Genomic DNA, 23,127 nt, shown 5'->3' with positions numbered 1-23,127 from the left:
GCTCACCCGGCGGGGCGTTCGTGTCGGCGGCGGCGGTGGATGGCAGCATCGGGGGCATGATCACGCGATGCGCCCGGCTCGGGCTCGCCCTGCTGGCCGGGCTCTCGCTGCTGCTGACCGGCTGCTCGAACGGCACCGACGGCGCGGGTACGGGCGCCGGACCGAGCACCTCCCGCACCACGGCGGCCGCACCGCCCCAGAGCACCCAAGGCACCCAGAGCACCCGGAGCCCCGGCGCCGCCCCGACCCGCTTCTCCCGGCTTCCCGTCGTCCAGGAGAGCGCGCTGCCCGCCGAGGCCCGCCGGACCCTCGTGCTCATCCGGGACGGCGGGCCCTTCCCGTACGCCAAGGACGGCACCGTGTTCGGGAACTTCGAGCGGGTGCTGCCGCCGCACAAGCGCGGCTACTACCACGAGTACACGGTCAAGACGCCCGGCTCGCGGGACCGGGGCGCCCGCCGGATCGTGACCGGAGGGGACGGCGACGTGTACTACACCGACGACCACTACGAGAGCTTCCGGGAGGTGGTCGCGGATGAGGCTCGATGAGCTCGGCGACCCCGTCGTCCTCGACCTGTACGGGGTCGCCGACAAGGCCGCCTTCATGGAGCGCTGCGCCACCGCGCTCGCCCTGCCCGACTGGTTCGGGCGCAACTGGGACGCCCTCGCCGACTGTCTGACCGACCTGCCGGAGCCCGTCGCGCTCGTCGTCACCGGCTGGCAGGAGTACGCGAGGACCCGGCCCCGCGAGTGGTCGCTGGCCCAGGAGGTCTTCGCCACGGCCGTCGAGGAGAGCCCCACGCGCCTCACCGTCCTCCTCTCCCTCGGGGAGATCTTCGGAGGAAACGACGAAAGGTCCCCCGCGAGCCTCGGATGAATCGCCCGGGGCTGGTATTCGTACAGGCGTGGGACAATGAACTACGTGCTTTTTCCCCTGGCTGAAATGCCTAGGGGCCGATCCGAACGACTGGGATGTCAGCACGTGCGTTTCCTCAATGACGTCAAGCCGCCGTACGACCTCACGTACGACGATGTGTTCATGGTGCCGAGCCGCTCGGCCGTGGGTTCCCGCCAGGCCGTGGACCTCTCCTCGCCCGACGGGACCGGGACGACGATCCCGCTGGTCGTCGCCAACATGACCGCCATCGCCGGCCGCCGCATGGCCGAGACCGTCGCCCGTCGGGGCGGCCTGGTCGTCATCCCCCAGGACATCCCGATCGAGGTCGTCACCGACGTCATCGGCTGGGTCAAGAGCCGCCACCACGTCCTGGACACCCCCATCGTCCTGGAGCCGCACCAGACCGTCGCCGACGCGCTGTCCCTGCTGCCCAAGCGGGCGCACGACGCCGGTGTCGTCGTCGACGAGGACCGGCGCCCGATCGGTGTCGTCACCGACGCCGACCTGTCCGGCGTGGACCGCTTCACCCAGCTGTCCGAGGTCATGTCGAAGGACCTGCTGCTCCTCGACGCCGACATCGAGCCGCGCGAGGCCTTCAACACCCTCGACGCCGCCAACCGCCGCTACGCCCCGGCCGTCGACAAGGACGGGCGCCTCGTCGGCATCCTGACCCGCAAGGGCGCCCTGCGCGCGACCCTGTACAGCCCCGCCGTGGACGCCAAGGGCGGCCTGCGCATCGCCGCCGCCGTCGGCATCAACGGCGACGTGGCGGGCAAGGCCAAGCAGCTGCTCGACGCGGGCGTGGACACGCTCGTCATCGACACCGCGCACGGCCACCAGGAGTCGATGATCAGCGCGATCAGGACCGTCCGGGCGCTCGACCCGCAGGTCCCGATCGTGGCGGGCAACATCGTCGCCGCCGAGGGCGTCAAGGACCTCATCGAGGCCGGCGCCGACATCATCAAGGTCGGTGTGGGCCCCGGCGCCATGTGCACCACCCGCATGATGACCGGTGTGGGCCGCCCGCAGTTCTCCGCCGTCCTGGAGTGCGCCGCCGAGGCGAAGAAGTACGGCAAGCACGTCTGGGCCGACGGCGGCGTCCGCCACCCGCGCGACGTGGCCATGGCGCTCGCCGCCGGTGCCTCCAACGTCATGATCGGCTCCTGGTTCGCCGGGACCTACGAGTCCCCGGGCGACCTCCAGCACGACGCCCAGGGCCGCGCGTACAAGGAGTCCTTCGGCATGGCCTCGGCCCGCGCCGTCCGGAACCGTACGAGCGACGAGTCCTCCTACGACCGCGCCCGCAAGGCGCTGTTCGAGGAGGGCATCTCCACCTCGCGCATGTTCCTCGACCCGCAGCGCCCGGGTGTCGAGGACCTGATCGACTCGATCATCGCGGGTGTCCGCTCCTCCTGCACCTACGCGGGTGCCAGCTCGCTGGCCGAGTTCGAGGAGAAGGCCACCGTCGGCATCCAGTCCGCCGCCGGTTACGCGGAGGGCAAGCCGCTGCACGCCAGCTGGAGCTGACGCTCCCCGGCTCCTGAGGAGCCCAGCAGCCGGCCGAGGGCCCCCGGGAGACCGCTCCCGGGGGCCCTCGGCGTTTCCGCGCCCCCGCGTCAGGCCGTCCGGCCCACGAAGTGCTCCGCCCGCAGCGCCTCGGCCACCGCCGCCGCGATCCGCCGATGGCCCCGGTCGTTGGGGTGGAGCCCGTCGGCGAGGTCCTGCGGGCCCAGCAGCGGCCGGCCGGGCAGCAGGGCCAGCCGGGCGTCACCGGCCGCCTGGAGGTCCCGTACGGCCTCCTCCATGGCCGTCCGCAGCTCCGCGAGGGTGGCGCCCAGGGCGTTGCCGGTCCGCTCGGCCGCCGGGCGCAGCACGGGGGAGAGGAGCAGCAGCGGGGTGCCGGGGTGCCCGCGGCGGACCAGGGCGACGAAGGCGCGGGTGGTCTCGTAGAGCAGCGGGGCCGAACAGGGCACGGCGGACCAGCAGTTGGTGCCGAAGGCGAGGGTGATCAGCTCGCCGGGGAGCCGGGCGAGGTGCTCGGCGAGCGGGAGTTCGCCGCGCGCGCCGCCCGCGAAGCCGAGGTTGACGGGGTCGAGGCCGAGCGTCCGGCCCGCCGTCGCGGGCCAGGAGTGCGCGGGGCGGGTCGACCACCAGCCCTCGGTGATCGAGTCGCCGTGGACCAGCCAGCGGGGGCGGCGGGGCGCGGGGGACAGGGCGCCGCCGACCGGCCGCAGACCGCGCAGGACCGGCGCCTGGTCCTCCGGCAGATGGACCGTGAACTCGCCGCCGGTGGGCGGGAGTTCGAGCGTCACGGCGCTCTCCTCGGCCGGTTCCGCGAACACCTCGGCGAGGCAGTGCCGGCCCTGCCACAGCGCGAAGCCGTGCCGCAGCGCGCCCAGCGCGTCCCCGGGCCGGGGGGCCGCCGCCCGGTAGCGCAGCTCCACCGCGCGGGTGCCGGGTGCCGCCGTGAACTCGACCCGCACCCCGATCGGCAGCGCGGCCCGCTCGGCGATGTCCCAGGGCAGCCGCTCCAGGTCGGCGGGGTCGGCGCGCACCGGCCGGTCGCCGTCCAGCCAGGCCGTGCCGCGAAGGAAGGGTGCGGGCTCCAGCCAGCTCACGAGGACCTCCGTTCAGGCGGGTGCAGCGTGGGTCATCCGCCCCGAGGAGTCAAGGTGCGCGCGGGGCCCGTGCGAGAGAGGGCCCGATGCCCCCGATGTGTCGATTCATGCAGGGGGGCGCAATGTTTCCCCGTCTGCGCCGCAAGCGCGCAATGATCATCTGCCGGTGCGCAACAACCCTGCATTACGAGTGCGAAGCTCCAGCCCTTAGGCTCATGCCCCGTACCAGGAGTGGCGGCGACCGCCTGCTCGGCGGTTCCCCCTTCCCCCGTGGGCTGTTCAGTCATGCCCGCGTACCGCCGCGGTCCCCGCCCCATCGTCAGGCAGCGATAAGGAGCCCCCGCAGTGCTGGACCACGGCGCAGCCCCACCGGTCGAGGAAACGACCGTCCGCAAGACCTCCGGGCTCTCCGCCCTGACCCGCCGCAAGCCGGTAGAGAACCTGGTCGCGGAGGGTGGACAGGGAGAAGGCGGCACGCTCCGCCGCACCCTCGGCATGTGGCAGCTGACGATGATCAGCATCGGTGCGACGCTCGGCACCGGCATCTTCGTCGTGCTCGGCTCCGCCGTCCCCAAGGCCGGCCCCGCCGTCACCCTCTCCTTCGTGATCGCCGGTCTCACGGCGCTCTTCTCGGCCCTCTCGTACGCCGAGCTGGCCGGCTCCATCCCGGTCGCGGGCTCCTCGTACTCGTACGCGTACGCAACGATGGGTGAACTCGTCGCCTGGGTCTGCGGCTGGTGTCTGGTCCTGGAGTACGGCGTCTCCGTGGCCGCCGTGGCGGTCGGCTGGGGCGAGTACCTCAACGAACTGCTCGACGGCACCATCGGTGTCACCCTCCCCGACGTGGTGTCCTCCGCCCCGGGCGAGGGCGGCGTCATCAACCTGCCCGGCCTGATCGTCGTCCTGCTGGCCATGGTCTTCCTGCTCGGCGGCGCCCGTGAGTCCGCCGTGGTCAACACGATCATGGTCGTGGTGAAGATCGCCGCGCTCGTGCTCTTCTGCGCCATCGGCTTCATGGGCTTCAAGTCCGGCAACTACAAGGACTTCATGCCGCTCGGCATGGCGGGCGTCGGCGCCGCCAGCGCCAGCCTGTTCTTCTCCTACATCGGCTTCGACGCCGCCTCCACGGCGGGCGAGGAGGCCAAGGACCCCAAGCGCGACCTGCCGCGGGCGATCATGCTCTCGCTGCTCATCGTGACCGTCCTGTACGTGCTGGTCGCCGCGGTCGCCGTCGGCGCCTGGCACTGGAAGGACTTCGCGGGCTCCGAGGCCACCCTCGCCGCGATCATGAACGACGTCACGGGCCAGACCTTCTGGGGCACGATGCTCGCCGCCGGCGCCGTCATCTCCATCGCCAGCGTCGTCCTGACCGTGCTCTACGGCCAGACCCGCGTCCTGTTCGCGATGTCCCGCGACGGCCTCGTCCCCAAGGTCTTCGGCAAGGTCAGCCCCAAGACCGGCACGCCGCGCGTCAACACGGTGATCGTCTCCCTGTTCTGCGCCGCGCTCGCCTCGGTCATCCCGCTGGGCAAGCTGGTCGACGCGACCAGCATCGGCACCCTCTTCGCCTTCGGCCTGGTCAACATCGCGGTCATCGTGCTCCGCTACACGCGCCCCGACATGCCGCGCACCTTCAAGGTGGCGCTCGGCCCGGTCTTCCCGGTGCTCGGCTTCGCCTTCTGCGCGTACAACATGTTCAGCCTCGACGCGATCACCTGGGTGGTCTTCGGTTGCTGGATGGCCGCGGGACTCGTGTTCTACTTCCTGTACGGCATGCGCCGCTCCCGACTGGCATCAGCAGAGAAGTGATCCACCCGTAGTGCGACTCAACGACCTCGACGAACGCATCGTCCACGCCCTCGCGGAGGACGCCCGCCGCAGCTACGCCGACATCGGCTCGCTGGTCGGTCTCTCCGCCCCCGCCGTCAAGCGGCGCGTGGACAGGCTCCGGGCCGAGGGTGCCATCACCGGCTTCACCGTACGGGTGGACCCGGCGGCGCTCGGCTGGGAGACCGAGGGGTTCGTCGAGATCTACTGCCGCCACAACACCTCGCCGGAGGACATCCGGCGAGGTCTGGAGCGGTATCCGGAGGTGGTGTCCGCGTCGACCGTCACCGGTGACGCGGACGCCGTCGTCCAGGTCTTCGCCTCCGACATGCGCCACTTCGAGCGCGTCCTGGAGCGCATCGCGGGCGAGCCCTTCGTGGAGCGCACCAAGTCCGTCCTGGTGCTCTCGCCGCTGCTGCGGCGCTTCTCCTCGGGCTCGCCCGCGTAAAGCCGTGCCCGGGGCCTACTCGGTCGGGTACTCGAAGAGCCAGGGCAGCACCGTGAAGTCGCCGGTGCCGGCCTTGACCCGCTCGAACGGCGCGACGCTGTTGCAGAGGGGGACCTCGCCCTTCGTCATGTCGGAGGCCGCCCAGCTGTAGCCCAGGCGGTCGCGCTCGCCGTTGTCGTGCACCGACACGCCGACCCGCTTGTGCAGGAGGCCGGGCACATCGGTCTTGGTGACGATGCCGGTGACCGTGGCGACCTTGCCGCCCGTCGCGAGGCAGTCGACCTTCACCTCGGCGGCGCCGCCCCAGTCCCCCTTGTAGTGGCTGTAGCGGAAGGTGCCGGTCGCGGCCGCCGGGTTGTTGCGGTCCTTCGTCGCCAGGTGCGTGTCGAAGGAGAAGGTGATGTCGTCCCCGGCAGGCCGGTACAGCTTCGCGGTGCCGGTCAGCGCCGCCGCCTCCCGGCGCGGGCCCTTCCCGTCGCCCGACGCGGTGGCGGAGCCCGCGGCCCCCGCGGTGATCAGCAGAGCGGCGGCCACGGCGACGATCCTCGTACGGCGGTTCATGTCGTTTCGGTCCTTTCGGCAGGTCAACCGGACGACCACCACTCTTCCGCCCGGCCGCCCTCCGGACATCGCGCCGTGGAACGGTCCCGCTCTCCGCCGCGCGGCGGGGGAGCCGTACACCCCCGGTCGGAGCCGTGCGCAACGAATCGCCGCCCCACCCGTCCATCGCGCAACACTTCGACGGTCGGTCCGCAACGGTCCCGCCTTGTCCGCGGCGAGCGCGAAACCGTACCGTTTTTGACGTCTTCTCCTTTTACTCCGAACCCCCGAGGATCGCCGATGGCCGCGCTGCGCACCGCCCTGCTCCAGAGCTCCGGTGAGCTCGGTGACGTGGCCGCCAATCTGAAGCTGCTCGACGAGGCCGCCGCCCGCGCGGCCGCCGCGGGCGCCGGTGTGCTGCTCGCCCCCGAGCTCTTCCTCACCGGCTACGCGATCGGCGACGACATCGCCCGCCTCGCCGAGCCCGCCGACGGTCCCTCCGCGCGGGCCGTCGCCGCCATCGCCGCCCGCCACGGCCTGGCCGTCGGCTACGGCTACCCGGAGCGCGACACCGAGCGACACGGGGTGCTGTACAACTCCGCCCAGCTCTTCGGCGCCGACGGCGAGACGCTCGCGCACTACCGGAAGACCCACCTCTTCGGCGACTTCGAACTCCAGTGGTTCACGCCCGGCGACCGGGCCGTGGTCCAGGCGGAGCTCGGCGGCCTCACCGTCGGCCTCATGATCTGCTACGACGTCGAGTTCCCGGAGAACGTACGGGCGCAGGCGCTGGCCGGCACGGACCTCCTCCTCGTGCCGACCGCGCTGATGCACCCCGCCGAGATCGTCCCCGAGTCCGTCGTCCCGGTGCGCGCCTTCGAGAACCAGCTCTACATCGCGTATGCCAACCGGACCGGCCCCGAGGGCGACTTCGAGTTCGTCGGCCTGTCCACGCTCGCCGCGCCCGACGGCACCGCCCGGGTCCGCGCCGGGCGGGGCGAGGACCTCGTCGTCGGCGACGTCGACCCGGCCGCCCTCGCGGCCTCCCGCGCGCTCAACCCCTACCTCCGGGACCGGCGCCCCGGCCTCTACGGCTCCCTCGTGTGACCTGAGCCCGAGCCCTCCCCGCCCGTCCCGCCTGCCTCACCCTTTTTCCGTGCAAGGAGTCCGTACCCCATGACGTCCACGGTGCCCAATGCCGTCCAGCACACCGACGCCCAGCCGCCGATCACCATGTTCGGTCCGGACTTCCCGTACGCCTACGACGACTTCCTGGCCCACCCGGCCGGGCTCGGCCAGATACCCGCGACCGAGCACGGCACCGAGGTCGCCGTCATCGGCGGCGGTCTGTCCGGCGTCATCGCCGCGTACGAGCTGATGAAGATGGGCCTCAAGCCCGTCGTCTACGAGGCCGACCAGATCGGCGGCCGGCTGCGCACCGTCGGTTTCCAGGGCCCGGAGACCGAGGGTCTGACGGCCGAGATGGGCGCCATGCGCTTCCCGCCCTCCTCGACCGCGCTCCAGCACTACATCGACCTGGTCGGCCTGGAGACCACGCCGTTCCCGAACCCGCTGGCCGAGGCCACCCCGTCGACCGTCGTCGACCTCAAGGGCGAGAGCCACTACGCCGAGACCATCGCCGACCTCCCGCAGATCTACCGGGACGTCGCCGACGCGTGGAACGCCTGCCTCGACGAGGGCGCCGACTTCACCGACATGAACCGGGCGATGCGCGAGCGCGACGTCCCGCGCATCCGGGAGATCTGGGCCAAGCTGGTCGAGAAGCTGGACGACGAGACCTTCTACGGCTTCCTCTGCAAGTCCGAGGCCTTCCAGTCCTTCCGCAAGCGCGAGATCTTCGGCCAGGTCGGCTTCGGCACCGGCGGCTGGGACACCGACTTCCCGAACTCCATCCTGGAGATCCTCCGGGTCGTCTACACCGAGGCGGACGACCACCACCGCGGTATCGTCGGCGGCTCGCAGCAGCTGCCGCTGCGCCTGTGGGAGCGCGAGCCGGAGAAGATCGTCCACTGGGCCCAGGGCACCTCGCTCAGCTCCCTGCACGAGGGCGCCCCGCGCGGGGCCGTGACCCGCCTGACCCGCGCGGCCGGCAACCGGATCACCGTCACCGACGCGTCCGGCGACATCCGCACGTACCAGGCGGCGATCTTCACCGCCCAGTCCTGGATGCTGCTGTCCAAGATCGCGTGCGACGACTCGCTCTTCCCGATCGACCACTGGACGGCGATGGAGCGGACCCACTACATGGAGTCCTCCAAGCTGTTCGTCCCCGTGGACCGGCCGTTCTGGCTCGACAAGGACGAGGAGACCGGGCGCGACGTCATGTCGATGACGCTCACCGACCGCATGACCCGCGGCACGTACCTCCTGGACGACGGCCCGGACAAGCCGGCCACCATCTGCCTCTCGTACACGTGGTGCGACGACAGCCTCAAGTGGCTGCCGCTCTCCGCCAACGAGCGGATGGAGGTCATGCTGAAGTCGCTCGGCGAGATCTACCCGAAGGTCGACATCCGCAAGCACATCATCGGCAACCCGGTCACCGTCTCCTGGGAGAACGAGCCCTACTTCATGGGCGCGTTCAAGGCCAACCTGCCGGGCCACTACCGCTACCAGCGGCGCCTGTTCACCCACTTCATGCAGGACCGTCTGCCGGAGGACAAGCGCGGCATCTTCCTCGCGGGCGACGACATCTCCTGGACGGCCGGCTGGGCCGAGGGCGCGGTGCAGACGGCGCTCAACGCGGTGTGGGGCGTGATGCACCACTTCGGCGGCGCGACGGACGGCACCAACCCGGGTCCGGGCGACGTGTACGACGAGATCGCCCCGGTCGAGCTGCCGGAGGACTGAGCCTCCAGCGGGTCTAAGGGCGGGCCAGTGGGGTGAGCAGCATCCGCCCCACCAGGCCCACCGACCGGTCGAGGCGTTCGGTGAACTCCTCGGCCAGGTCGGGCAGCCGCCGCAGCTGCCACAGCGAGCGGGCGGCGAGCCAGGCCCCGTCGCGGGCCCGGTCCAGGCTCCAGCAGCCGAGCAGATGCGTCAGCGGGTCCGCGACCTCCAGGAGGTCCGGGCCCGGCATCAGTTCCTCCCGGATGCGCTCCTCCAGGAGCACGAGGATGTCGCCGACCCGGTCGAACTCGTCCTCAAGGTCCGCCGGCGCGCAGTCCAGCGTCCGGCAGGTGTCGACCACGGCGAGGGCCAGGTCGTGCCCGATGTGCGCGTTGATCCCGGCGAGCGCGAACTGCAGCGGCCGTACGCCGGGATGCCGGCGGTAGTGGAAGAGCGGGCGCCAGCAGGCGGGGGCCCGGGCGCCGGCGCCGACGGCGTCGACGACGGCGAGATAGCGCTGGGCGAAGCGCACGTCCAGGGTGGCGGCGGCCCGCCGGTCGGCGAAGGCGCCCGCCTCGATGGCGTGGCCGATCTCCTCGGTGACGGTCAGATAGACCCGGTTGAACACGGCGACCCCGTCGGCCGGGTGCCAGGCCGCGCGGAAGGCCCGCATCCGGTCCACCACGGGGTCGACGGCGGTGAAGGGCCCGACGGGGAAGTGCTGCGTCTGCGCCATGGACGCAGCGTGGCAGCCGCGGAGCCGGACGGAGGGGTTCCGCCGCCCGGCTTCCCCAGATCGGGCGAATCAGCTACCGCTCGGCGGACTTCTCGTCGCCCGCCGTGCCTTCGCGCGGCGTGCCTTCGTAGGAGCTGGTGCCCGAGTCCAGCAGGGGCTCCTGCTGCTTCAGATGGGCCGGGGCGAAGGCGCGCAGCACGTGGTAGCCGGTGATGACCACGATCGTGCCGAGCGCGATGCCGCCGAGCTCGAAGGTGTCGGTGAAGGTGAGCTTGACCCCGCCGACGCCGATGATGATGCCGGCCGCGGCGGGCACCAGGTTGAGCGGGTTGCGCAGGTCGACCTTGGCGTTGATCCAGATCTGGGCGCCGAGCAGGCCGATCATGCCGTACAGGATCACGGTGATGCCGCCGAGCACGCCGCCCGGGATGGCGGCCACGATCGCGCCGAACTTCGGGCAGAGGCCGAAGAGCAGGGCGAAGCCGGCCGCGGCCCAGTAGGCGGCGGTGGAGTAGACGCGGGTGGCGGCCATGACGCCGATGTTCTCGGAGTACGTGGTGTTCGGCGGGCCGCCCACGGCGGTGGAGAGCATCGAGGCGGCGCCGTCCGCGGCGATGGCGGTGCCCAGCTTGTCGTCCAGGGAGTCGCCGGTCATCTCGCCGACGGCCTTCACGTGTCCGGCGTTCTCGGCGATCAGCGCGATGACGACCGGCAGCGCGACCAGGATCGCGGACCACTCGAAGCTGGGGCCGTGGAAGCTGGGCAGGCCGATCCAGTCGGCCGTCGAGACGCCGGAGAGGTCGAGCCGCCAGTGGTCGGTGACCTGGCCGCTCGGGGACATCGAGTGGATCTTGCCGAAGACCAGGTCGAAGACCCAGGAGATGGCGTAGCCGAAGATCAGGCCGAGGAAGATCGCGATCCGCGACCAGAAGCCGCGCAGACAGACCACGGCGAGCCCGGTGAAGAGCATCACGAGCAGGGCCGTCCACTGGTCCTGCGGCCAGTACGTGGACGCCGTCACCGGGGCCAGGTTGAAGCCGATCAGCATGACCACGGCGCCGGTGACCACCGGCGGCATCGCCGCGTGGATGATCCGCGCGCCGAACTTCCGCACCGCGAGGCCGGCCAGGAACAGCACCGCGCCGACCACGAACACCGCGCCGGTCACGGTGGCGCTGGTGCCGCCGGAGGCCCGGATCGCGGCGGCGACGCCCACGAAGGAGAGCGAGCAGCCCAGGTACGAGGGGACCGTGCCCCGGGTCGCGAGCAGGAAGATCACGGTCGCGACACCGGACATCATGATCGCGAGGTTCGGGTCCAGCCCCATGAGTACCGGCGCGACGAACGAGGCGCCGAACATGGCGACCACGTGCTGGGCGCCGAGCCCGACCGTACGGGGCCAGGAGAGGCGTTCGTCCGGCCGGACGACGGCTCCGGGAGCGGGTGTCTTCCCGTCGCCGTGCAGTTTCCAGCGCACGCCGAGGCTCATGTGGTCGCTCCAGTTCTCCGGGTCCGACGGCCAGGGCATGGCCGAAAAAGATCAGCCACATGGTAATGCGCCCGGGGTCAGTGGACCCCTTCCCGGGATTCCGCGCCGGTCCCGGCGGTCCCCGCGGCCCCGGCCGTGGCCCGGGAGCGGCCCCGCAGCACGCCCGCGCCCAGCACCAGGCCGAAGGCGAGCAGCGTGACCAGGCCGAAGGAGACGACCAGGGAGGTCGCGTGCGCGATGCCGCCGATCGCCGAGGGGGCGATGAGACCCGAGGTGTACGTGATGGTGGCCACGCCCGCGATGGCCTGGCTCGGGTTCGGCCCGCTGCGCGCGGCGGCGGCGAAGGCGAGCGGGACGACGACCGCCACCCCGAGCCCGATCAGTCCGAATCCGGCCATCGCCAGGGCCGCGTGCGGGGCGAAGACCACGAGCAGTCCGCCGACCGTGGCGGCGAGACCTCCGACCCGTACCGTGCGCTCCGCGCCGAAGCGGTCCACGACCCGGTCGCCGGCCAGCCGGGCGACGGCCATGGTCAGCGCGAAGGCGGTGGTGGAGGCGGCCGCGAGTCCGGCCGAGGTGCCCAGCTCGTCCTTGAGGTAGACCGCCGACCAGTCCAGGCTCGCGCCCTCCGCGAAGACCGCGCAGAAGCCGATCGCGCCGATCACCAGGGCCGACTTCGGGGGCAGCGCGAAGCGCGGCGGCGGCTCCTCCTCGGGGGTGCTGCGCAGGTCGAGGACGCCCTGGCAGAAGACCAGGCCCAGGGCGGTGAGGACCAGGGCGGCGATCAGGTGGTGCACCCGGGCGTCGCCGCCGAGGTGGGCCGCGAGGGTGCCGGCCGCGGAGCCGAGCAGGGCGCCCACGCTCCACATGCCGTGCAGGCTGGACATGATCGAGCGGCCGAGCCGGTTCTCGACCTCGACGCCGAGGGCGTTCATGGCCACGTCGGACATGCCGGCGGTGGCCCCGTAGACGAAGAGCAGGGCGCACAGCCCGTACACGTTCGGCGCCAGCGACGGCAGGGTCAGCGCGAGCGTCCAGAGCGCGAGCAGGCCGCGCAGGGCGGTGCGGGCGCCGAAGCGGTGGCTGATGGCCCCGGCGAGCGGCATCGCCAGCGAGGCGCCGATCGCCGGGAAGGCGAGAGCGAGCCCGAGCTGGCCCGCGCTGACGCCGGCGTGCTCCTGGATCCACGGGATCCGGGTCGCGAAGCTGCCCGTGACCGCGCCGTGCACGCAGAAGACGGCGGCGATGGCGAAGCGGGCCCGCCGTAGCCGCTGGGTGGTGAAGACGGTTGCGTCCGCCATGTGAAGCCCTCCCCGGAGCTGATGTGTGCTGCTGGTCGCGTAAACTATCAGGAACCCTCCCTGATAAATAGTGGGGCGGGCGGAACCGCCACCCGGACGTCTGAGAGGATCACCGCATGGCCGCATCCCCGAGCACCGCCCGGGCCATCAACGACCGGCTCGCCCTGCGCCTGCTCCAGGACGAGGGCCCGTTGACGGCGACCCAGCTCAAGACGCTCACCGGACTCTCCCGGCCCACCGTCGCCGACCTCGTCGACCGGCTCAGCGGCTCCGGGCTCGTCCATGTCGTCGGCGAGGCCGGCGCCGAACGCCGGGGCCCCAACGCCAAGCTGTACGGGATCGTCGCCGACCGCGCGCACCTCGCCGCGCTCGACGTGCGCACCCGCTCGGTCTCCGTCGTCGTCTCCGACCTCCTCGGCGCCACCCTCGCCGAGGCCACCGTCCCCATCGGCGACGGCACCGCGCCGGAACCGGCCGTGGACCAGGCGGTCGCGCTCCTCGAACGCACGGTGCGGGAGGCGGGCGCGGGCCGGCTGCACAGCGTGGCCGTCGGCGCCCCCGGGCTCATCGACCCGGCCACCCGGGAGCTGGGGGACACCGCCAAGCTGCCCGCCTGGCACCGGCGGCTCGTGACCGTGCTCCGGCGGCGGCTGCCCGCCGCCGTCCTGGTGGAGAACGAGGTCAACCTGGCCGCCGTCGCGGAACTGCGCGAGGGCGCCGCCCGCGCCGCCCACGACACCTTCGTGCTGCTCTGGCTCGGCCAGGGCATCGGCGCCGCCGTCGTCCTCGACGGGCGGCTGCGCCGCGGGGCCTCCGGCGGAGCGGGCGAGATCGGCTTCCTGCCGGTGCCGGGCACCTCCGGGCTGCCCTCCGCCTACGGCTGCGACGGCGGCTTCCACGAGCTGGCCTGCGCCGCGGCGGTCGACGCGCTCGCCGTCTCGTACGGCCTCGACCCCGCCACCGCGCTCGAATCCGGCGACGGGCGCTTCCTGGACGCCCTCGCCGCCCGGCTGGCCATCGGCGCCGCCTCGGTCGCCGCCGTCCTCGACCCCGGCTGCGTGGTGCTCGGCGGCGAGACCGGCCACCGGGGCGGCGACGCGCTCGCCGCCCGCGTCCAGGCCCGGCTCGCCACCCTCTCGCCGCTGCGCACCGAGGTGCGCGCCACCACCCTGGGCGACGCGGGCATCCTGCGCGGGGCGCTGCTCACGGCCCGCGACGCGGCGCAGGACGCGCTCTTCCCGTAACGGGCCATCCGGCCCCGTAACCCCTGACCCGCCTCCGGAGCCCGGGAACGCGGCCGCGCCGCGCCCCGGACAGGGGGGCGCGGCGCGGTGGGAGGCCCGGCGGCGGCCAAGGGCCGTGAGACCGCCGCCGGGGGTTTCTCAGGTGGTGCGGACTAGCAGGGGCCCTGGTCCTTCCAGACGCCCCAGTCGCCGGTCGTGCCCGGCTCCTCGTTCTGCGTCCACCACTGGGCCTTCCAGCTGCGGCCCTTGTGGGAGACGAGGCTGCCCGCGTTGTAGACCGTGCCGGCCACGTACGCCGGGGCGGTGCAGCCCGTGGGCGGCGTCGTCGGAGGCGTGGTGGGCGGGGTGGTCGGGGGAGTCGTCGGCGGGGTCGTGGGCGGCGTCGTCGGGGGAGTGGTCGGGGGCGTGGTCGCGCCCGGCTCCACCGTGGTCGTGCCGCGCGCCAGGTCACCGGCGAGGGCGTACGCGGTGCCGTTGATGGTGACGGTCCAGTTCGACGGCGTGGAGACCGGCAGGTAGTAGTTGAAGGCCAGGTCCACGGTCGCGCCGGGGGCGAGCGACTGCCAGGCCGGCAGCTTCAGGGAGACCCGGTGGAAGTCGCCCTTCAGGCCGCCCACGTTGCTGCCCGTGTGGTCGCTGCTGATCACCTTGGTGCCGAAGCCGGACTGGTCGGAGGCGTTGTTCGGGGCCGAGGTGCCGTAGTCGAACTGGAACTCGGTGCCGCCGGGCAGGGCCGTCTGCGTGTTGTTGGTGATCTTGATCTTCGGGGTGATCGGGTAGTTGGAGTCGCCCAGCTTGAACTCGGCGAACTCCACGCCCACGTTCACGGCCTGGGTCGGCAGCGTCGCGTTGGACTTCTTCGCGCCGTACGGGGTGGCCGCCTTGAACTTGTCGTACATCAGCGAGGTGAGCGTGGAGCCCATCTCGTACTGGCCCTTGCCGGCGTTCCAGGCGTAGTCGCCCGCCATCTCCCAGACCATGGTGCCGCCGATGCCGCGGCTGACCACGTAGTCGGCCTTGGCGGCCACGGACTGCTCGTCCTCGGTGGAGAGGAAGACCTTCTTCTGGGCGTTCCACAGCCACGGGGCGACCAGCGTGGAGTCGTACTTCCGGGCGTAGGTGCCGGTCAGCGTGGTGTTCGCGGGGAAGCCGTACTGGGTGACGTAGTCGCCGACGATCCCCTTCTCCAGGTTCTTGGCGTGCCACATCGGGTTGGAGCCCGCGGGCGACTCCTGCCCGTTGGTGTCCTTGTCGTGCCACAGGTTGTCGATGCCGGAGGCGCCGTCACCGCACTTGGTCAGGCCGGAGCCGGCCGGGCAGGTGGTCGCGGTGGCCTTGCCCCACAGACCGTCGGTGCCGCCCTGCACGTTCTTGTGGCCGCGGGTGTAGTAGGGCAGGCCGATGTTGATCCGGCCGGCCGGCATCGAGCCGCGGAAGTAGTGGTAGGCCCAGTCGGTGTTGAGGTACCCGATGTTGCCGTACTGCGCGGAGCCGTAGACGTTGGCGGCGGCGAGCTCGCCGTCCTTGCCGTCGTCGAAGAGCGAGGCGTTGGGGCCGACGTACTCGTTCCAGGCGCCGTGCAGGTCGTAGGACATGATGTTGACGTAGTCCAGATACTTCTGCATCTGGAAGGTCTCCATGCCGCGCAGCAGGTAGCCCGAGGAGGGCGCGGCGACGGTCAGCATGTAGTGCTTGCCGTCGGTGGCGCCGGCCCGGTCCAGCTTCTCGCGCAGGGACTTCATCAGGACCGCGTAGCTCTGCACGAGACCCGCGCGGCGCCCGTTGGCGAGCTGCCAGTCGAGCGGGTTGCCCGCGTCCTTCATGGTGGTCGGGTACTCGTAGTCGATGTCGACGCCGTTGAAGCCGTACTTCCGGATGAAGTCGACGGCGGAGGTGGCGAACGTGTCGATCCCGGCCTGGTTGACCGACCCGTCGGCGTTGGTCGCCATCGAGTAGAAGCCGCCGGAGTTCACCCGGGCGCCGTTGTCGTCGAAGTACCCGCCGGTCTCCGCCCAGCCGCCGACCGAGATCAGCGTCTTGACGTTCGGGTGCTGCTTCTTGAACTTGTTCAGGAGGTTGAAATGGCCTTTGTAGGCGTACGCCGGGTCCATCTCGGCGCCCGCGACACCGGGCCAGGTCATCCCGGTGGCGGCGTTGTTCGGCCCGTCGGTGCCGACGGACAGCTTGTTGTCACTGCCGATGTGGCCGAAGGCGTAGTTGATGTGGGTGATCTTGTCCCACGGGATGTCCTTGGCGAGGTAGGCGGGCTCGCCGTTCTTTCCGGTGCGCCAGCCGGTGAAGTAGCCGATGACGCGGCGCTGGTGGTCCGCGCCCATCTTCTCGCGGCCCTCGGTGTCGTAGACCGAGCAGTACGGGACGTCGACGCCGGGCGTCTTGTAGAGCCCGTCGGGGCGACAGGACTCGTTGTCGGCCGCGTAGGAGACGCCGCCGGAGGCGAGGGAGCTGATCAGCAGTCCGGCGACGGCGGCGCCGGAGGCGAGCAGACTCGCCCTCTTCTTTGTGGGGGACAACACGATCGTTTCCTCCTGGGGTGGGGGAGCCACCACGCCCGCAGGGCGTAGGGGGAGTTCAGGAAACACAACGAACAAGGGGGTGGGTCGTGTTGGGCCCGTGGAGTGCGCACACCGGCGGGCCGTTGCCTCGGAGGTGACACGGACATTAAGAGGACTAGACCAGTGCGTCAATAGGTCTGGACCAACGAAGGAATACGTGGGATGCTCATGCCAGCCTGTGAGTCAGGCCACAGGAGCGGGCCTGTCGGGCCGCTTCCCGGCCGTGGCACACTGGCCCTGTATCAGCAGCAGCGCACTCCGGGGTCGGTGTAATTCCGAACCGGCGGTATAGTCCGCGACCCGTCCGCAAGCCAGCGGCCGGTTGACCAGGTGAGATTCCTGGACCGACGGTGAAAGTCCGGATGGGAGGCAGTGCGCGGCGGGCGACCCCTACCAGGGGTGTGCCGGCCGTACGTCCGCTGGTCGCCGCGACGCCGTATTCCGGCATCGATCGGCGTCCCCAGGGGACCTCCGGCCTCGGCGCACCCTGCGTGAGACGTCGTACCCGCTCTCTGTCGTCATCGACAGGCCCCGGAGTCCGTGCCCGAAGAGGCAGGAGGACCCGGTGGCCACGCCCGCCGACATCACCGCCATGCGGAGCGCCATCGCGCTCGCCGCCCGCGGACTCGGCTCCACCAGCCCCAACCCCGTCGTCGGCTGCGTCATCACCGACGCCTCCGGCCACCCGGTCGGCCGCGGCTACCACCAGCGCGCCGGCGGCCCGCACGCCGAGATCCACGCCCTGCGCGAGGCCGGCGTCCTGGCCCGCGGCGGCACCGCGTACGTCACCCTCGAACCCTGCAACCACACCGGTCGCACCGGCCCCTGCGCCCAGGCCCTGATCGAGGCCGGGATCAGCCGGGTGGAGTACGCGGTCGGCGACCCGAACCCGCAGGCCACCGGCGGTGCCGACACCCTGCGCGCGGCCGGCGTCGAGGTCGGGCAGGGCCTCCTGGAGGCCGAGGCCGAGACCGGCAACCTCGCCTGGCTCACCTCCGTCCGCCGCGGCCGCCCCTTCGTCCGCTGGAAGTACGCCGCCACCCTCGACGGCCGCGTCGCCGCCGCCGACGGCACCTCCCGCTGGATCAGCTCCGCCGAGTCCCGCTCCGACGTCCACCGGCTGCGCGCCGAGTCCGACGCCGTCGTCGTCGGCGGCGGCACCCTGCGCGCCGACGACCCGCACCTCGCGGTCCGCGGCATCGACGACGTCACCCAGCCCCTGCGCGTCGCGCTCGACACCCGCGCCACGGTCCCGCCGACCGCCCACGTCCTCGACGACGCCGCGCCCACCCTCCTCGTCGTGGGCGAGCAGGCCGACACCCGGCACCTGCCCGGCGTCGAACTGCTCCGGCTGCCCCTGCGCGACGGCCGCGTCGACGTCCACGACCTCCTCGCCGGTCTGTACGAGCGGGGCGTCCGCTCCGTCCTCCTCGAAGGCGGCCCCACCCTCGCGGGCTCCTTCGTCGCCGCCGACGCCGTCGACCAGGTCGTCGGCTACCTCGCCCCGGTCCTCCTCGGCGCGGGCCCCGCGGCCCTCGTCGACGCCGGAATCAGCACCCTTACCGAAGCGTTGCGGCTCGACATCACCGACATCGAGCGCATCGGACCCGACCTCCGCGTCACCGCCGTCCCCACCACCACCCCCAAGGGAGCCTGACCGTGTTCACCGGAATCGTCGAAGAGCTGGGCGAGGTCGTAGCCGTCGAGCAGCTGCCGGACGCCTCCCGCTTCCGGCTGCGCGGCCCCCTGGTCACGCGGGACGCCAAGCACGGCGACTCGATCGCGGTCAACGGCGTCTGTCTCACGGTCGTCGAACACGGCGACGGCGAGTTCACCGCCGACGTGATGGCCGAGACCCTCAACCGCTCCTCGCTCGGCGCCCTGGAGACCGGCTCCCGGGTCAACCTGGAGCGCCCGATGGCCGTCGGCGACCGCCTCGGCGGCCACATCGTCCAGGGCCACGTGGACGGCACCGGCACCGTCCTGGAGCGGACCCCCTCCGAGCACTGGGAGCTCGTGAAGGTCGGCCTGCCCGCCCACCTCTCCCGCTATGTCGTCGAGAAGGGCTCGATCACGGTCGACGGCGTCAGCCTCACCGTCGTCGACGCCGCCGCCGACTACTTCACCATCAGCCTCATCCCCACCACCCTCGCCCTGACCACGCTCGGCATCAAGCAGCCCGGCGACCCGGTCAACCTCGAGGTCGACGTCATCGCCAAGTACGTCGAGCGCCTGCTCGGCCCGAACGCTCAGGAGAACGTCAAGTGAACTGGCTCAACTCCGAGGCGTTCACCGTCTTCGGCCAGCACATCATGTGGTCCGACATGATCGGCAACACGATCGGCCTGATCGCCCTGGCCCTCGGCTGGCGCCGCTCCGTCCTCACCTGGCCCGCGCAGCTGCTCTCCGGCGTCATCCTCGTCGGCGCCTACGCCTCCGCCCACCTCAGCGGCGGCGTCGGCAAGCAGCTCCTGGTCATCGGCGTCGCCGCCTGGGGCTGGCGCCAGTGGAGCCGCGGCCGGCAGCAGGCCCAGGACGGCTCCATCGCCGTCCGCTTCGCCAGCTGGAAGGAGCGCGGCGTCCTCCTCGGCGGCGCGGTCCTCGGCACCCTCGCCGTCGGCGGCCTCTTCACCCTCTACCCGTCGCTCTCCTGGAGCCCGTGGGCCGACGCGTACATCTTCGTCGGCACCCTCGTCGCGATGGTCGCCCAGGCCCGCGGCCTGGTCGAGTTCTGGTTCGCCTGGCTCCTCGTCGACCTGGTCGGCGTCCCGCTCGCCTTCAACAGCGGCCTCGCCTTCTCCGGCCTGGTCTACGTCATCTACTTCGCCCTCGTCATCTGGGGCATGCGCGACTGGTGGCTCCGGACGCGTACCGCCCCCGCTCTGGAAGGAGCCCACGCATGAGTGCGCTGCCTCTCTGGGACGCCACCGACCTCGCCCTCGACCCGGTCGAGCAGGCCATCCGCGACATCGCCGCCGGGCGCCCGGTCGTCGTCGTGGACGACGAGGACCGCGAGAACGAGGGCGACCTGGTCATCGCCGCCGAGAAGGCCACCCCCGAGGTCGTCGCCTTCATGATGAGCGAGTGCCGCGGCCTGATCTGCGCCCCCATGGAGCCGGAGGAGCTGGAACGGCTCCGGCTGCCGCAGATGGTCGACCACAACACCGAGTCCATGCGGACGGCCTTCACCGTCTCCGTGGACGCGAGCTCCGCCCACGGCGTCACCACCGGCATCTCCGCCGCCGACCGGGCCACCACCCTGCGGATGCTCGCGAGCGGCACCCACGAGCCCGGCGACTTCGTCCGCCCCGGCCATGTCTTCCCGCTGCGCGCCAAGCCCGGCGGCGTCCTGGTCCGCAACGGGCACACCGAGGCCGCCGTCGACCTCGCCCGCCTTGCGGGCCTGCGCCCGGCCGGCGCGATCGTCGAGATCGCCGGCGAGGACGGGGTGATGCTGCGGCTGCCCGAGCTGATCCCCTTCGCCCGCAAGCACGGCCTGACGATCATCTCCATCGAGGACCTGATCGCCTACCGCCGCTCCGCCGAGCCCACCGTCCGCCGCGAGGCCGAGGTCCAGCTGCCGACCGCGCACGGCGAGTTCACCGCGTACGGCTACCGTTCCACCGTCGACGGCGTCGAGCACGTCGCCCTCGTGCACGGGGAGATCGGCGACGGCGAGGACGTCCTGGTCCGGGTCCACTCCGAGTGCCTGACCGGCGACATCTTCCACTCCCTGCGCTGCGACTGCGGCCCCCAGCTCCAGGCCTCCATGGACCGGATCACCGAGGCCGGCCGGGGCGTCGTCGTCTATCTGCGCGGCCACGAGGGCCGCGGCATCGGCCTGCTGTCCAAGCTGCGCGCGTACGAGCTCCAGGAGCGCGGCCGCGACACCCTCGACGCCAACCTGGAGCTCGGGCTGCCCGCCGACGCCCGCGACTACGCGGCCGGCGCGCAGATCCTCGTCGACCTCGGGGTCCGCGGCCTGCGCCTGATGACCAACAACCCCGACAAGATCGACGCCCTCACCCGCCACGGCCTCACCGTCGAGGGCCGCGAGCCCATGCCGGTCCAGGCGGGCGAGCACAACCTCCGCTACCTGCGCACCAAGCGCGACCGGATGGGCCACGACCTGCCCTGGCTGGACGGGTCCACCGGCTCCACCTGCGACAACCAGTAATCCCGTACGTACGACCGGCCATCGGCAAGGAGAACCATGAGCGGCAAGGGCGCACCCGTCCTCAGCGTGAAGAACTGCGGCGACCTCCGGGTCGCGGTCATCGCGGCCCAGTGGCACGAGAAGATCATGGACGGTCTCGTCGACGGCGCCCTGCGGGCCCTCAGCGAGCTCGGCATCGACGAGCCCACCCTGCTCCGCGTCCCCGGCAGCTTCGAGCTCCCGGTCGTGGCGAAGGTACTCGCCGGTCGCGGTTACGATGCCATCGTGGCGCTCGGCGTCGTCATCCGCGGCGGAACGCCGCACTTCGAGTACGTGTGCCAGGGCGTCACCCACGGCCTCACCCAGGTCTCGATCGACACCGGCGTACCCGTCGGATTCGGCGTCCTGACCGTCGACAACGAGGAGCAGGCCCTGGACCGGGCCGGCCTTGAGGGATCCACCGAGGACAAGGGCCACGAGGCCGTCACCGCCGCCGTCGCCACCGCGACCACGCTGCGCACGGTCAGCGAACCCTGGCGCTGAGGCGCCCCGGCTCACCCCGTACCCTGAGGACATCATGGCGAACAAAACCTTCGAAGAGCTCTTCGCCGAGCTCAAGCTCAAGGCCGAGACCGGCGACCCGGCGACCTCCCGCACCGCGGAACTGGTCGGCAAGGGCGTCCATGCCATCGGCAAGAAGGTCGTCGAGGAGGCCGCCGAGGTCTGGATGGCCGCCGAGTACGAGGGCAAGGAAGCCGCCGCCGAGGAGATCTCGCAGCTGCTGTACCACGTCCAGGTGATGATGGTCGCCCGCGGGATCTCGCTCGACGACGTCTACTCCCATCTCTGAGCGTGCCCCCTCCGGGGCCCGCCGAGCACTTCTGAGCACGTGAGCACCGAAACACTCCCTTACACCTGAGGCAAAGGAAGCCCGTCCCATGCTGCGCATCGCCGTCCCCAACAAGGGTTCTCTCTCCGGACCTGCGATGGAGATGCTCCATGAGGCGGGCTACCGGCAGCGCAAGGAGTCCAAGGAACTCGTCGTCGTCGACCCGGACAACGAGGTGGAGTTCTTCTACCTCCGCCCCAAGGACATCGCGATCTACGTGGCGTCCGGCCGGCTCGACATCGGCATCACCGGCCGCGACCTGCTGCTGGACTCCGGCGCCAACGCCGAGGAGATCCTGCCGCTCAACTTCGGCCGGTCCACCTTCCGTTACGCCACCCGCCCGGGCACCGCGAAGGGCCCCGAGGACTTCCAGGGCATGACGATCGCCACCTCCTACGAGGGCATCGTCGCCAAGCACCTCGCCGAGCAGGGCGTCGACGCCTCCGTCGTGCACCTCGACGGCGCCGTCGAGACCGCGATCCAGCTGGGCGTCGCCCAGATCATCGCGGACGTCGTCGAGACCGGCACCAGCCTGCGCAACGCGGGCCTGGAGGTCATCGGCGAGCCGATCCTCACCTCCGAGGCCACCGTCATCCGCCGCACCGGCGCCGCCGACGACGACCCGAAGGTCCAGCAGTTCCTGCGCCGCCTCCAGGGCGTCCTCGTCGCCCGCTCGTACGTGATGATGGACTACGACTGCCGCGCCGAGCACCTGGAGCAGGCCGTCGCCCTCACCCCCGGCCTCGAGTCGCCCACCGTCTCGCCGCTGCACAACGAGGGCTGGGTCGCCGTCCGCGCCATGGTCCCCTCCAAGGAGGCGCAGAAGGTCATGGACGACCTGTACGAGATCGGCGCCCGCGCCATCCTCACCACGGCCATCCACGCCTGCCGCCTCTGACCCCGACCCGCCGGCGGGCGCCCGACCGGGTGCCCGCAGGAATCGCGCAAGGAACCCGTATGTCCGACTCCTCCGTATCCGTCGCCCCCGCCTCCGGCCTCCCGGTCACCTTCCGGCCGGGCCGCACCCGGGTCGTGCTGCTGACCGTCGGCGTGGCGATGTTCGTCGTCATCAGCGCCGTCGGCATGATGCTGGAGAAGCTGGGGCCGGGGGAGCGGGCCAGCTTCGTCTTCACCGCCGCGCTCTTCCTGGGCGTCCTCGTGCTGCTGAGCCGCCCCAAGGTCGTCGCCGACGCCCAGGGCGTGACGGTCGTCAACATCACCCGGACGCGCCGACTCGCGTGGGCCGAGATCCTCAAGGTCAACCTGCGCCCCGGCGACCCCTGGGTGTTCCTCGACCTGAGCGACGGCACGAGCATGCCCGTGCTCGGCATCCAGCCCGGAATCGCCAAGGAATCGGCCATCCGCGACGCCCGCGCGCTGCGTGCCCTCGCCGACAGCCACGGCAGCGGCGACGAGGCGTCCTGACACCCTGATCCGTCCCCCATACGGGGCCGACCCCCTGCCCCCGGCGGCACGGGCGTGACTACTCTTGAGGCGGCGGTGCCGAGCGGCACCGCCGCCTCGCGCGTGCAGGGCCGCCCGCCGGCGGCCCGCGGGGC

General features: G+C 71.8%; 22 protein-coding genes and 1 riboswitch. Of the genes, 16 read left to right on the top strand and 6 right to left on the bottom strand.

All coding sequences use genetic code 11. The annotated features are described in order from the left end of the window. Positions 1-56 precede the first annotated feature (56 nt). The 3 genes from ABTZ54_RS25625 (at position 57) to ABTZ54_RS25615 (ending at position 2,424) form a co-directional block, all read left to right on the top strand. Positions 57-548 (top strand): guanyl-specific ribonuclease, encoded by a 492-nt coding sequence (locus ABTZ54_RS25625; RefSeq protein ID WP_351667304.1) that lies wholly within the window; start codon positions 57-59, stop codon positions 546-548. Then, positions 535-876 carry a barstar family protein gene (locus tag ABTZ54_RS25620; RefSeq protein ID WP_351667302.1) on the top strand — a complete coding sequence of 114 codons (342 nt, stop codon included), beginning with the start codon at positions 535-537 and terminating at the stop codon, positions 874-876. The genes ABTZ54_RS25625 and ABTZ54_RS25620 overlap by 14 nt, the downstream gene beginning before the upstream one ends. Positions 877-981: 105 nt before the next feature. After that, the gene (locus tag ABTZ54_RS25615) at positions 982-2,424 is read left to right on the top strand and encodes a GuaB1 family IMP dehydrogenase-related protein (protein WP_351667300.1); all 1,443 of its coding nucleotides are present in this window, start codon (positions 982-984) and stop codon (positions 2,422-2,424) included. 89 nt (positions 2,425-2,513) lie between these two features. On the opposite strand, the gene ABTZ54_RS25610 is transcribed toward ABTZ54_RS25615, so the two are convergent. Next, positions 2,514-3,515, bottom strand: coding sequence for a GDSL-type esterase/lipase family protein (locus ABTZ54_RS25610; RefSeq protein WP_351667298.1), 1,002 nt, complete (start codon positions 3,513-3,515; stop codon positions 2,514-2,516). Positions 3,516-3,860: 345 nt separating this feature from the next. Between ABTZ54_RS25610 and ABTZ54_RS25605 the strand changes: the two genes are divergently transcribed. Both ABTZ54_RS25605 and ABTZ54_RS25600 read left to right on the top strand, forming a co-directional pair. After that, entirely contained in the window at positions 3,861-5,324 is a 1,464-nt protein-coding gene (locus ABTZ54_RS25605) for an amino acid permease (protein ID WP_351667296.1), read from the top strand. Between the two features lie 10 nt (positions 5,325-5,334). Beyond that, entirely contained in the window at positions 5,335-5,790 is a 456-nt protein-coding gene (locus ABTZ54_RS25600; protein WP_030691274.1) for an Lrp/AsnC family transcriptional regulator, read from the top strand. Positions 5,791-5,805: 15 nt separating this feature from the next. Here ABTZ54_RS25600 and ABTZ54_RS25595 read toward each other — a convergent pair whose 3' ends face one another. After that, the gene (locus ABTZ54_RS25595) at positions 5,806-6,351 is read right to left on the bottom strand and encodes a Repetin (RefSeq protein ID WP_351667294.1); all 546 of its coding nucleotides are present in this window, start codon (positions 6,349-6,351) and stop codon (positions 5,806-5,808) included. A 279-nt stretch (positions 6,352-6,630) separates the two neighbouring features. Here ABTZ54_RS25595 and ABTZ54_RS25590 point away from each other — a divergent pair, with 279 nt between their 5' ends. Beyond that, complete coding sequence (locus ABTZ54_RS25590) at positions 6,631-7,437, top strand: carbon-nitrogen hydrolase family protein (protein WP_351667292.1); 807 nt, start codon at positions 6,631-6,633, stop codon at positions 7,435-7,437. 69 nt (positions 7,438-7,506) lie between these two features. Next, complete coding sequence (locus ABTZ54_RS25585; protein WP_351667290.1) at positions 7,507-9,201, top strand: flavin monoamine oxidase family protein; 1,695 nt, start codon at positions 7,507-7,509, stop codon at positions 9,199-9,201. Positions 9,202-9,214: 13 nt separating this feature from the next. Here the strand turns inward: ABTZ54_RS25585 and ABTZ54_RS25580 are convergent, their stop codons facing one another. The 3 genes from ABTZ54_RS25580 to ABTZ54_RS25570 all read right to left on the bottom strand — a co-directional run bounded on the left by ABTZ54_RS25580 (position 9,215) and on the right by ABTZ54_RS25570 (position 12,706). Next, on the bottom strand, positions 9,215-9,916 hold the full coding sequence (locus ABTZ54_RS25580; RefSeq protein ID WP_351667288.1) for a DUF5995 family protein: 702 nt from the start codon (positions 9,914-9,916) through the stop codon (positions 9,215-9,217). A gap of 73 nt (positions 9,917-9,989) precedes the next feature. Next, a complete protein-coding gene (locus tag ABTZ54_RS25575) occupies positions 9,990-11,405 on the bottom strand; it encodes a uracil-xanthine permease family protein (protein WP_351667436.1) in 1,416 nt (471 codons plus the stop codon). Between the two features lie 77 nt (positions 11,406-11,482). Further along, positions 11,483-12,706, bottom strand: coding sequence for an MFS transporter (locus ABTZ54_RS25570; RefSeq protein ID WP_351667286.1), 1,224 nt, complete (start codon positions 12,704-12,706; stop codon positions 11,483-11,485). A gap of 116 nt (positions 12,707-12,822) precedes the next feature. Here ABTZ54_RS25570 and ABTZ54_RS25565 point away from each other — a divergent pair, with 116 nt between their 5' ends. Next, positions 12,823-13,950: an ROK family transcriptional regulator gene (locus tag ABTZ54_RS25565; RefSeq protein WP_351667284.1), complete on the top strand. Its 1,128-nt coding sequence runs from the start codon at positions 12,823-12,825 to the stop codon at positions 13,948-13,950. A gap of 152 nt (positions 13,951-14,102) precedes the next feature. On the opposite strand, the gene ABTZ54_RS25560 is transcribed toward ABTZ54_RS25565, so the two are convergent. Continuing rightward, complete coding sequence (locus ABTZ54_RS25560) at positions 14,103-16,484, bottom strand: chitinase C-terminal domain-containing protein (RefSeq protein WP_351667282.1); 2,382 nt, start codon at positions 16,482-16,484, stop codon at positions 14,103-14,105. Positions 16,485-16,772: 288 nt separating this feature from the next. Continuing rightward, positions 16,773-16,903: riboswitch (FMN riboswitch) on the top strand. 185 nt (positions 16,904-17,088) lie between these two features. Here ABTZ54_RS25560 and ribD point away from each other — a divergent pair. From ribD to ABTZ54_RS25520, 8 genes are all read left to right on the top strand, one after another. Beyond that, positions 17,089-18,180 (top strand): bifunctional diaminohydroxyphosphoribosylaminopyrimidine deaminase/5-amino-6-(5-phosphoribosylamino)uracil reductase RibD, encoded by a 1,092-nt coding sequence (ribD, locus tag ABTZ54_RS25555; protein WP_351667280.1) that lies wholly within the window; start codon positions 17,089-17,091, stop codon positions 18,178-18,180. 2 nt (positions 18,181-18,182) lie between these two features. Further along, positions 18,183-18,791: a riboflavin synthase gene (locus tag ABTZ54_RS25550; protein WP_351667278.1), complete on the top strand. Its 609-nt coding sequence runs from the start codon at positions 18,183-18,185 to the stop codon at positions 18,789-18,791. A gap of 44 nt (positions 18,792-18,835) precedes the next feature. Further along, the gene (locus ABTZ54_RS25545; protein ID WP_351667434.1) at positions 18,836-19,426 is read left to right on the top strand and encodes a nicotinamide mononucleotide transporter family protein; all 591 of its coding nucleotides are present in this window, start codon (positions 18,836-18,838) and stop codon (positions 19,424-19,426) included. After that, entirely contained in the window at positions 19,423-20,700 is a 1,278-nt protein-coding gene (locus tag ABTZ54_RS25540; RefSeq protein WP_351667276.1) for a bifunctional 3,4-dihydroxy-2-butanone-4-phosphate synthase/GTP cyclohydrolase II, read from the top strand. Before ABTZ54_RS25545 ends, ABTZ54_RS25540 begins: the two co-directional genes overlap by 4 nt. Positions 20,701-20,736: 36 nt before the next feature. Then, positions 20,737-21,222, top strand: a complete 486-nt coding sequence (gene ribH, locus ABTZ54_RS25535; protein ID WP_189804356.1) for a 6,7-dimethyl-8-ribityllumazine synthase — start codon at positions 20,737-20,739, stop codon at positions 21,220-21,222. A 34-nt stretch (positions 21,223-21,256) separates the two neighbouring features. Beyond that, positions 21,257-21,529: a phosphoribosyl-ATP diphosphatase gene (locus ABTZ54_RS25530; RefSeq protein ID WP_046907435.1), complete on the top strand. Its 273-nt coding sequence runs from the start codon at positions 21,257-21,259 to the stop codon at positions 21,527-21,529. 88 nt (positions 21,530-21,617) lie between these two features. After that, a complete protein-coding gene (hisG, locus tag ABTZ54_RS25525) occupies positions 21,618-22,466 on the top strand; it encodes an ATP phosphoribosyltransferase (RefSeq protein WP_351667273.1) in 849 nt (282 codons plus the stop codon). 59 nt (positions 22,467-22,525) lie between these two features. Further along, entirely contained in the window at positions 22,526-22,993 is a 468-nt protein-coding gene (locus ABTZ54_RS25520) for a PH domain-containing protein (protein WP_351667271.1), read from the top strand. The last annotated feature ends 134 nt before the right edge of the window (positions 22,994-23,127 follow it).

Source organism: Streptomyces sp. NPDC094032, from assembly GCF_040303965.1.
Classification (GTDB): domain Bacteria; phylum Actinomycetota; class Actinomycetes; order Streptomycetales; family Streptomycetaceae; genus Streptomyces.
Note: the sequence above shows the minus strand (reverse complement) of the source record. Positions and strands in the feature narration are given on the sequence as shown.

Excerpts from the sequence above, each read along its gene's own strand:
- ABTZ54_RS25625 (WP_351667304.1), top strand. The coding sequence starts at position 57 with ATGATCACGCGATGCGCCCGGCTCGGGCTCGCCCTGCTGGCCGGGCTC.
- ABTZ54_RS25620 (WP_351667302.1), top strand. The coding sequence starts at position 535 with ATGAGGCTCGATGAGCTCGGCGACCCCGTCGTCCTCGACCTGTACGGG.
- ABTZ54_RS25595 (WP_351667294.1), bottom strand. The coding sequence starts at position 6,351 with ATGAACCGCCGTACGAGGATCGTCGCCGTGGCCGCCGCTCTGCTGATC.
- ABTZ54_RS25590 (WP_351667292.1), top strand. The coding sequence starts at position 6,631 with ATGGCCGCGCTGCGCACCGCCCTGCTCCAGAGCTCCGGTGAGCTCGGT.
- ABTZ54_RS25585 (WP_351667290.1), top strand. The coding sequence starts at position 7,507 with ATGACGTCCACGGTGCCCAATGCCGTCCAGCACACCGACGCCCAGCCG.
- ABTZ54_RS25580 (WP_351667288.1), bottom strand. The coding sequence starts at position 9,916 with ATGGCGCAGACGCAGCACTTCCCCGTCGGGCCCTTCACCGCCGTCGAC.
- ABTZ54_RS25575 (WP_351667436.1), bottom strand. The coding sequence starts at position 11,405 with ATGAGCCTCGGCGTGCGCTGGAAACTGCACGGCGACGGGAAGACACCC.
- ABTZ54_RS25570 (WP_351667286.1), bottom strand. The coding sequence starts at position 12,706 with ATGGCGGACGCAACCGTCTTCACCACCCAGCGGCTACGGCGGGCCCGC.
- ABTZ54_RS25565 (WP_351667284.1), top strand. The coding sequence starts at position 12,823 with ATGGCCGCATCCCCGAGCACCGCCCGGGCCATCAACGACCGGCTCGCC.
- ABTZ54_RS25545 (WP_351667434.1), top strand. The coding sequence starts at position 18,836 with ATGTGGTCCGACATGATCGGCAACACGATCGGCCTGATCGCCCTGGCC.
- ABTZ54_RS25540 (WP_351667276.1), top strand. The coding sequence starts at position 19,423 with ATGAGTGCGCTGCCTCTCTGGGACGCCACCGACCTCGCCCTCGACCCG.
- ribH (WP_189804356.1), top strand. The coding sequence starts at position 20,737 with ATGAGCGGCAAGGGCGCACCCGTCCTCAGCGTGAAGAACTGCGGCGAC.
- ABTZ54_RS25530 (WP_046907435.1), top strand. The coding sequence starts at position 21,257 with ATGGCGAACAAAACCTTCGAAGAGCTCTTCGCCGAGCTCAAGCTCAAG.
- hisG (WP_351667273.1), top strand. The coding sequence starts at position 21,618 with ATGCTGCGCATCGCCGTCCCCAACAAGGGTTCTCTCTCCGGACCTGCG.
- ABTZ54_RS25520 (WP_351667271.1), top strand. The coding sequence starts at position 22,526 with ATGTCCGACTCCTCCGTATCCGTCGCCCCCGCCTCCGGCCTCCCGGTC.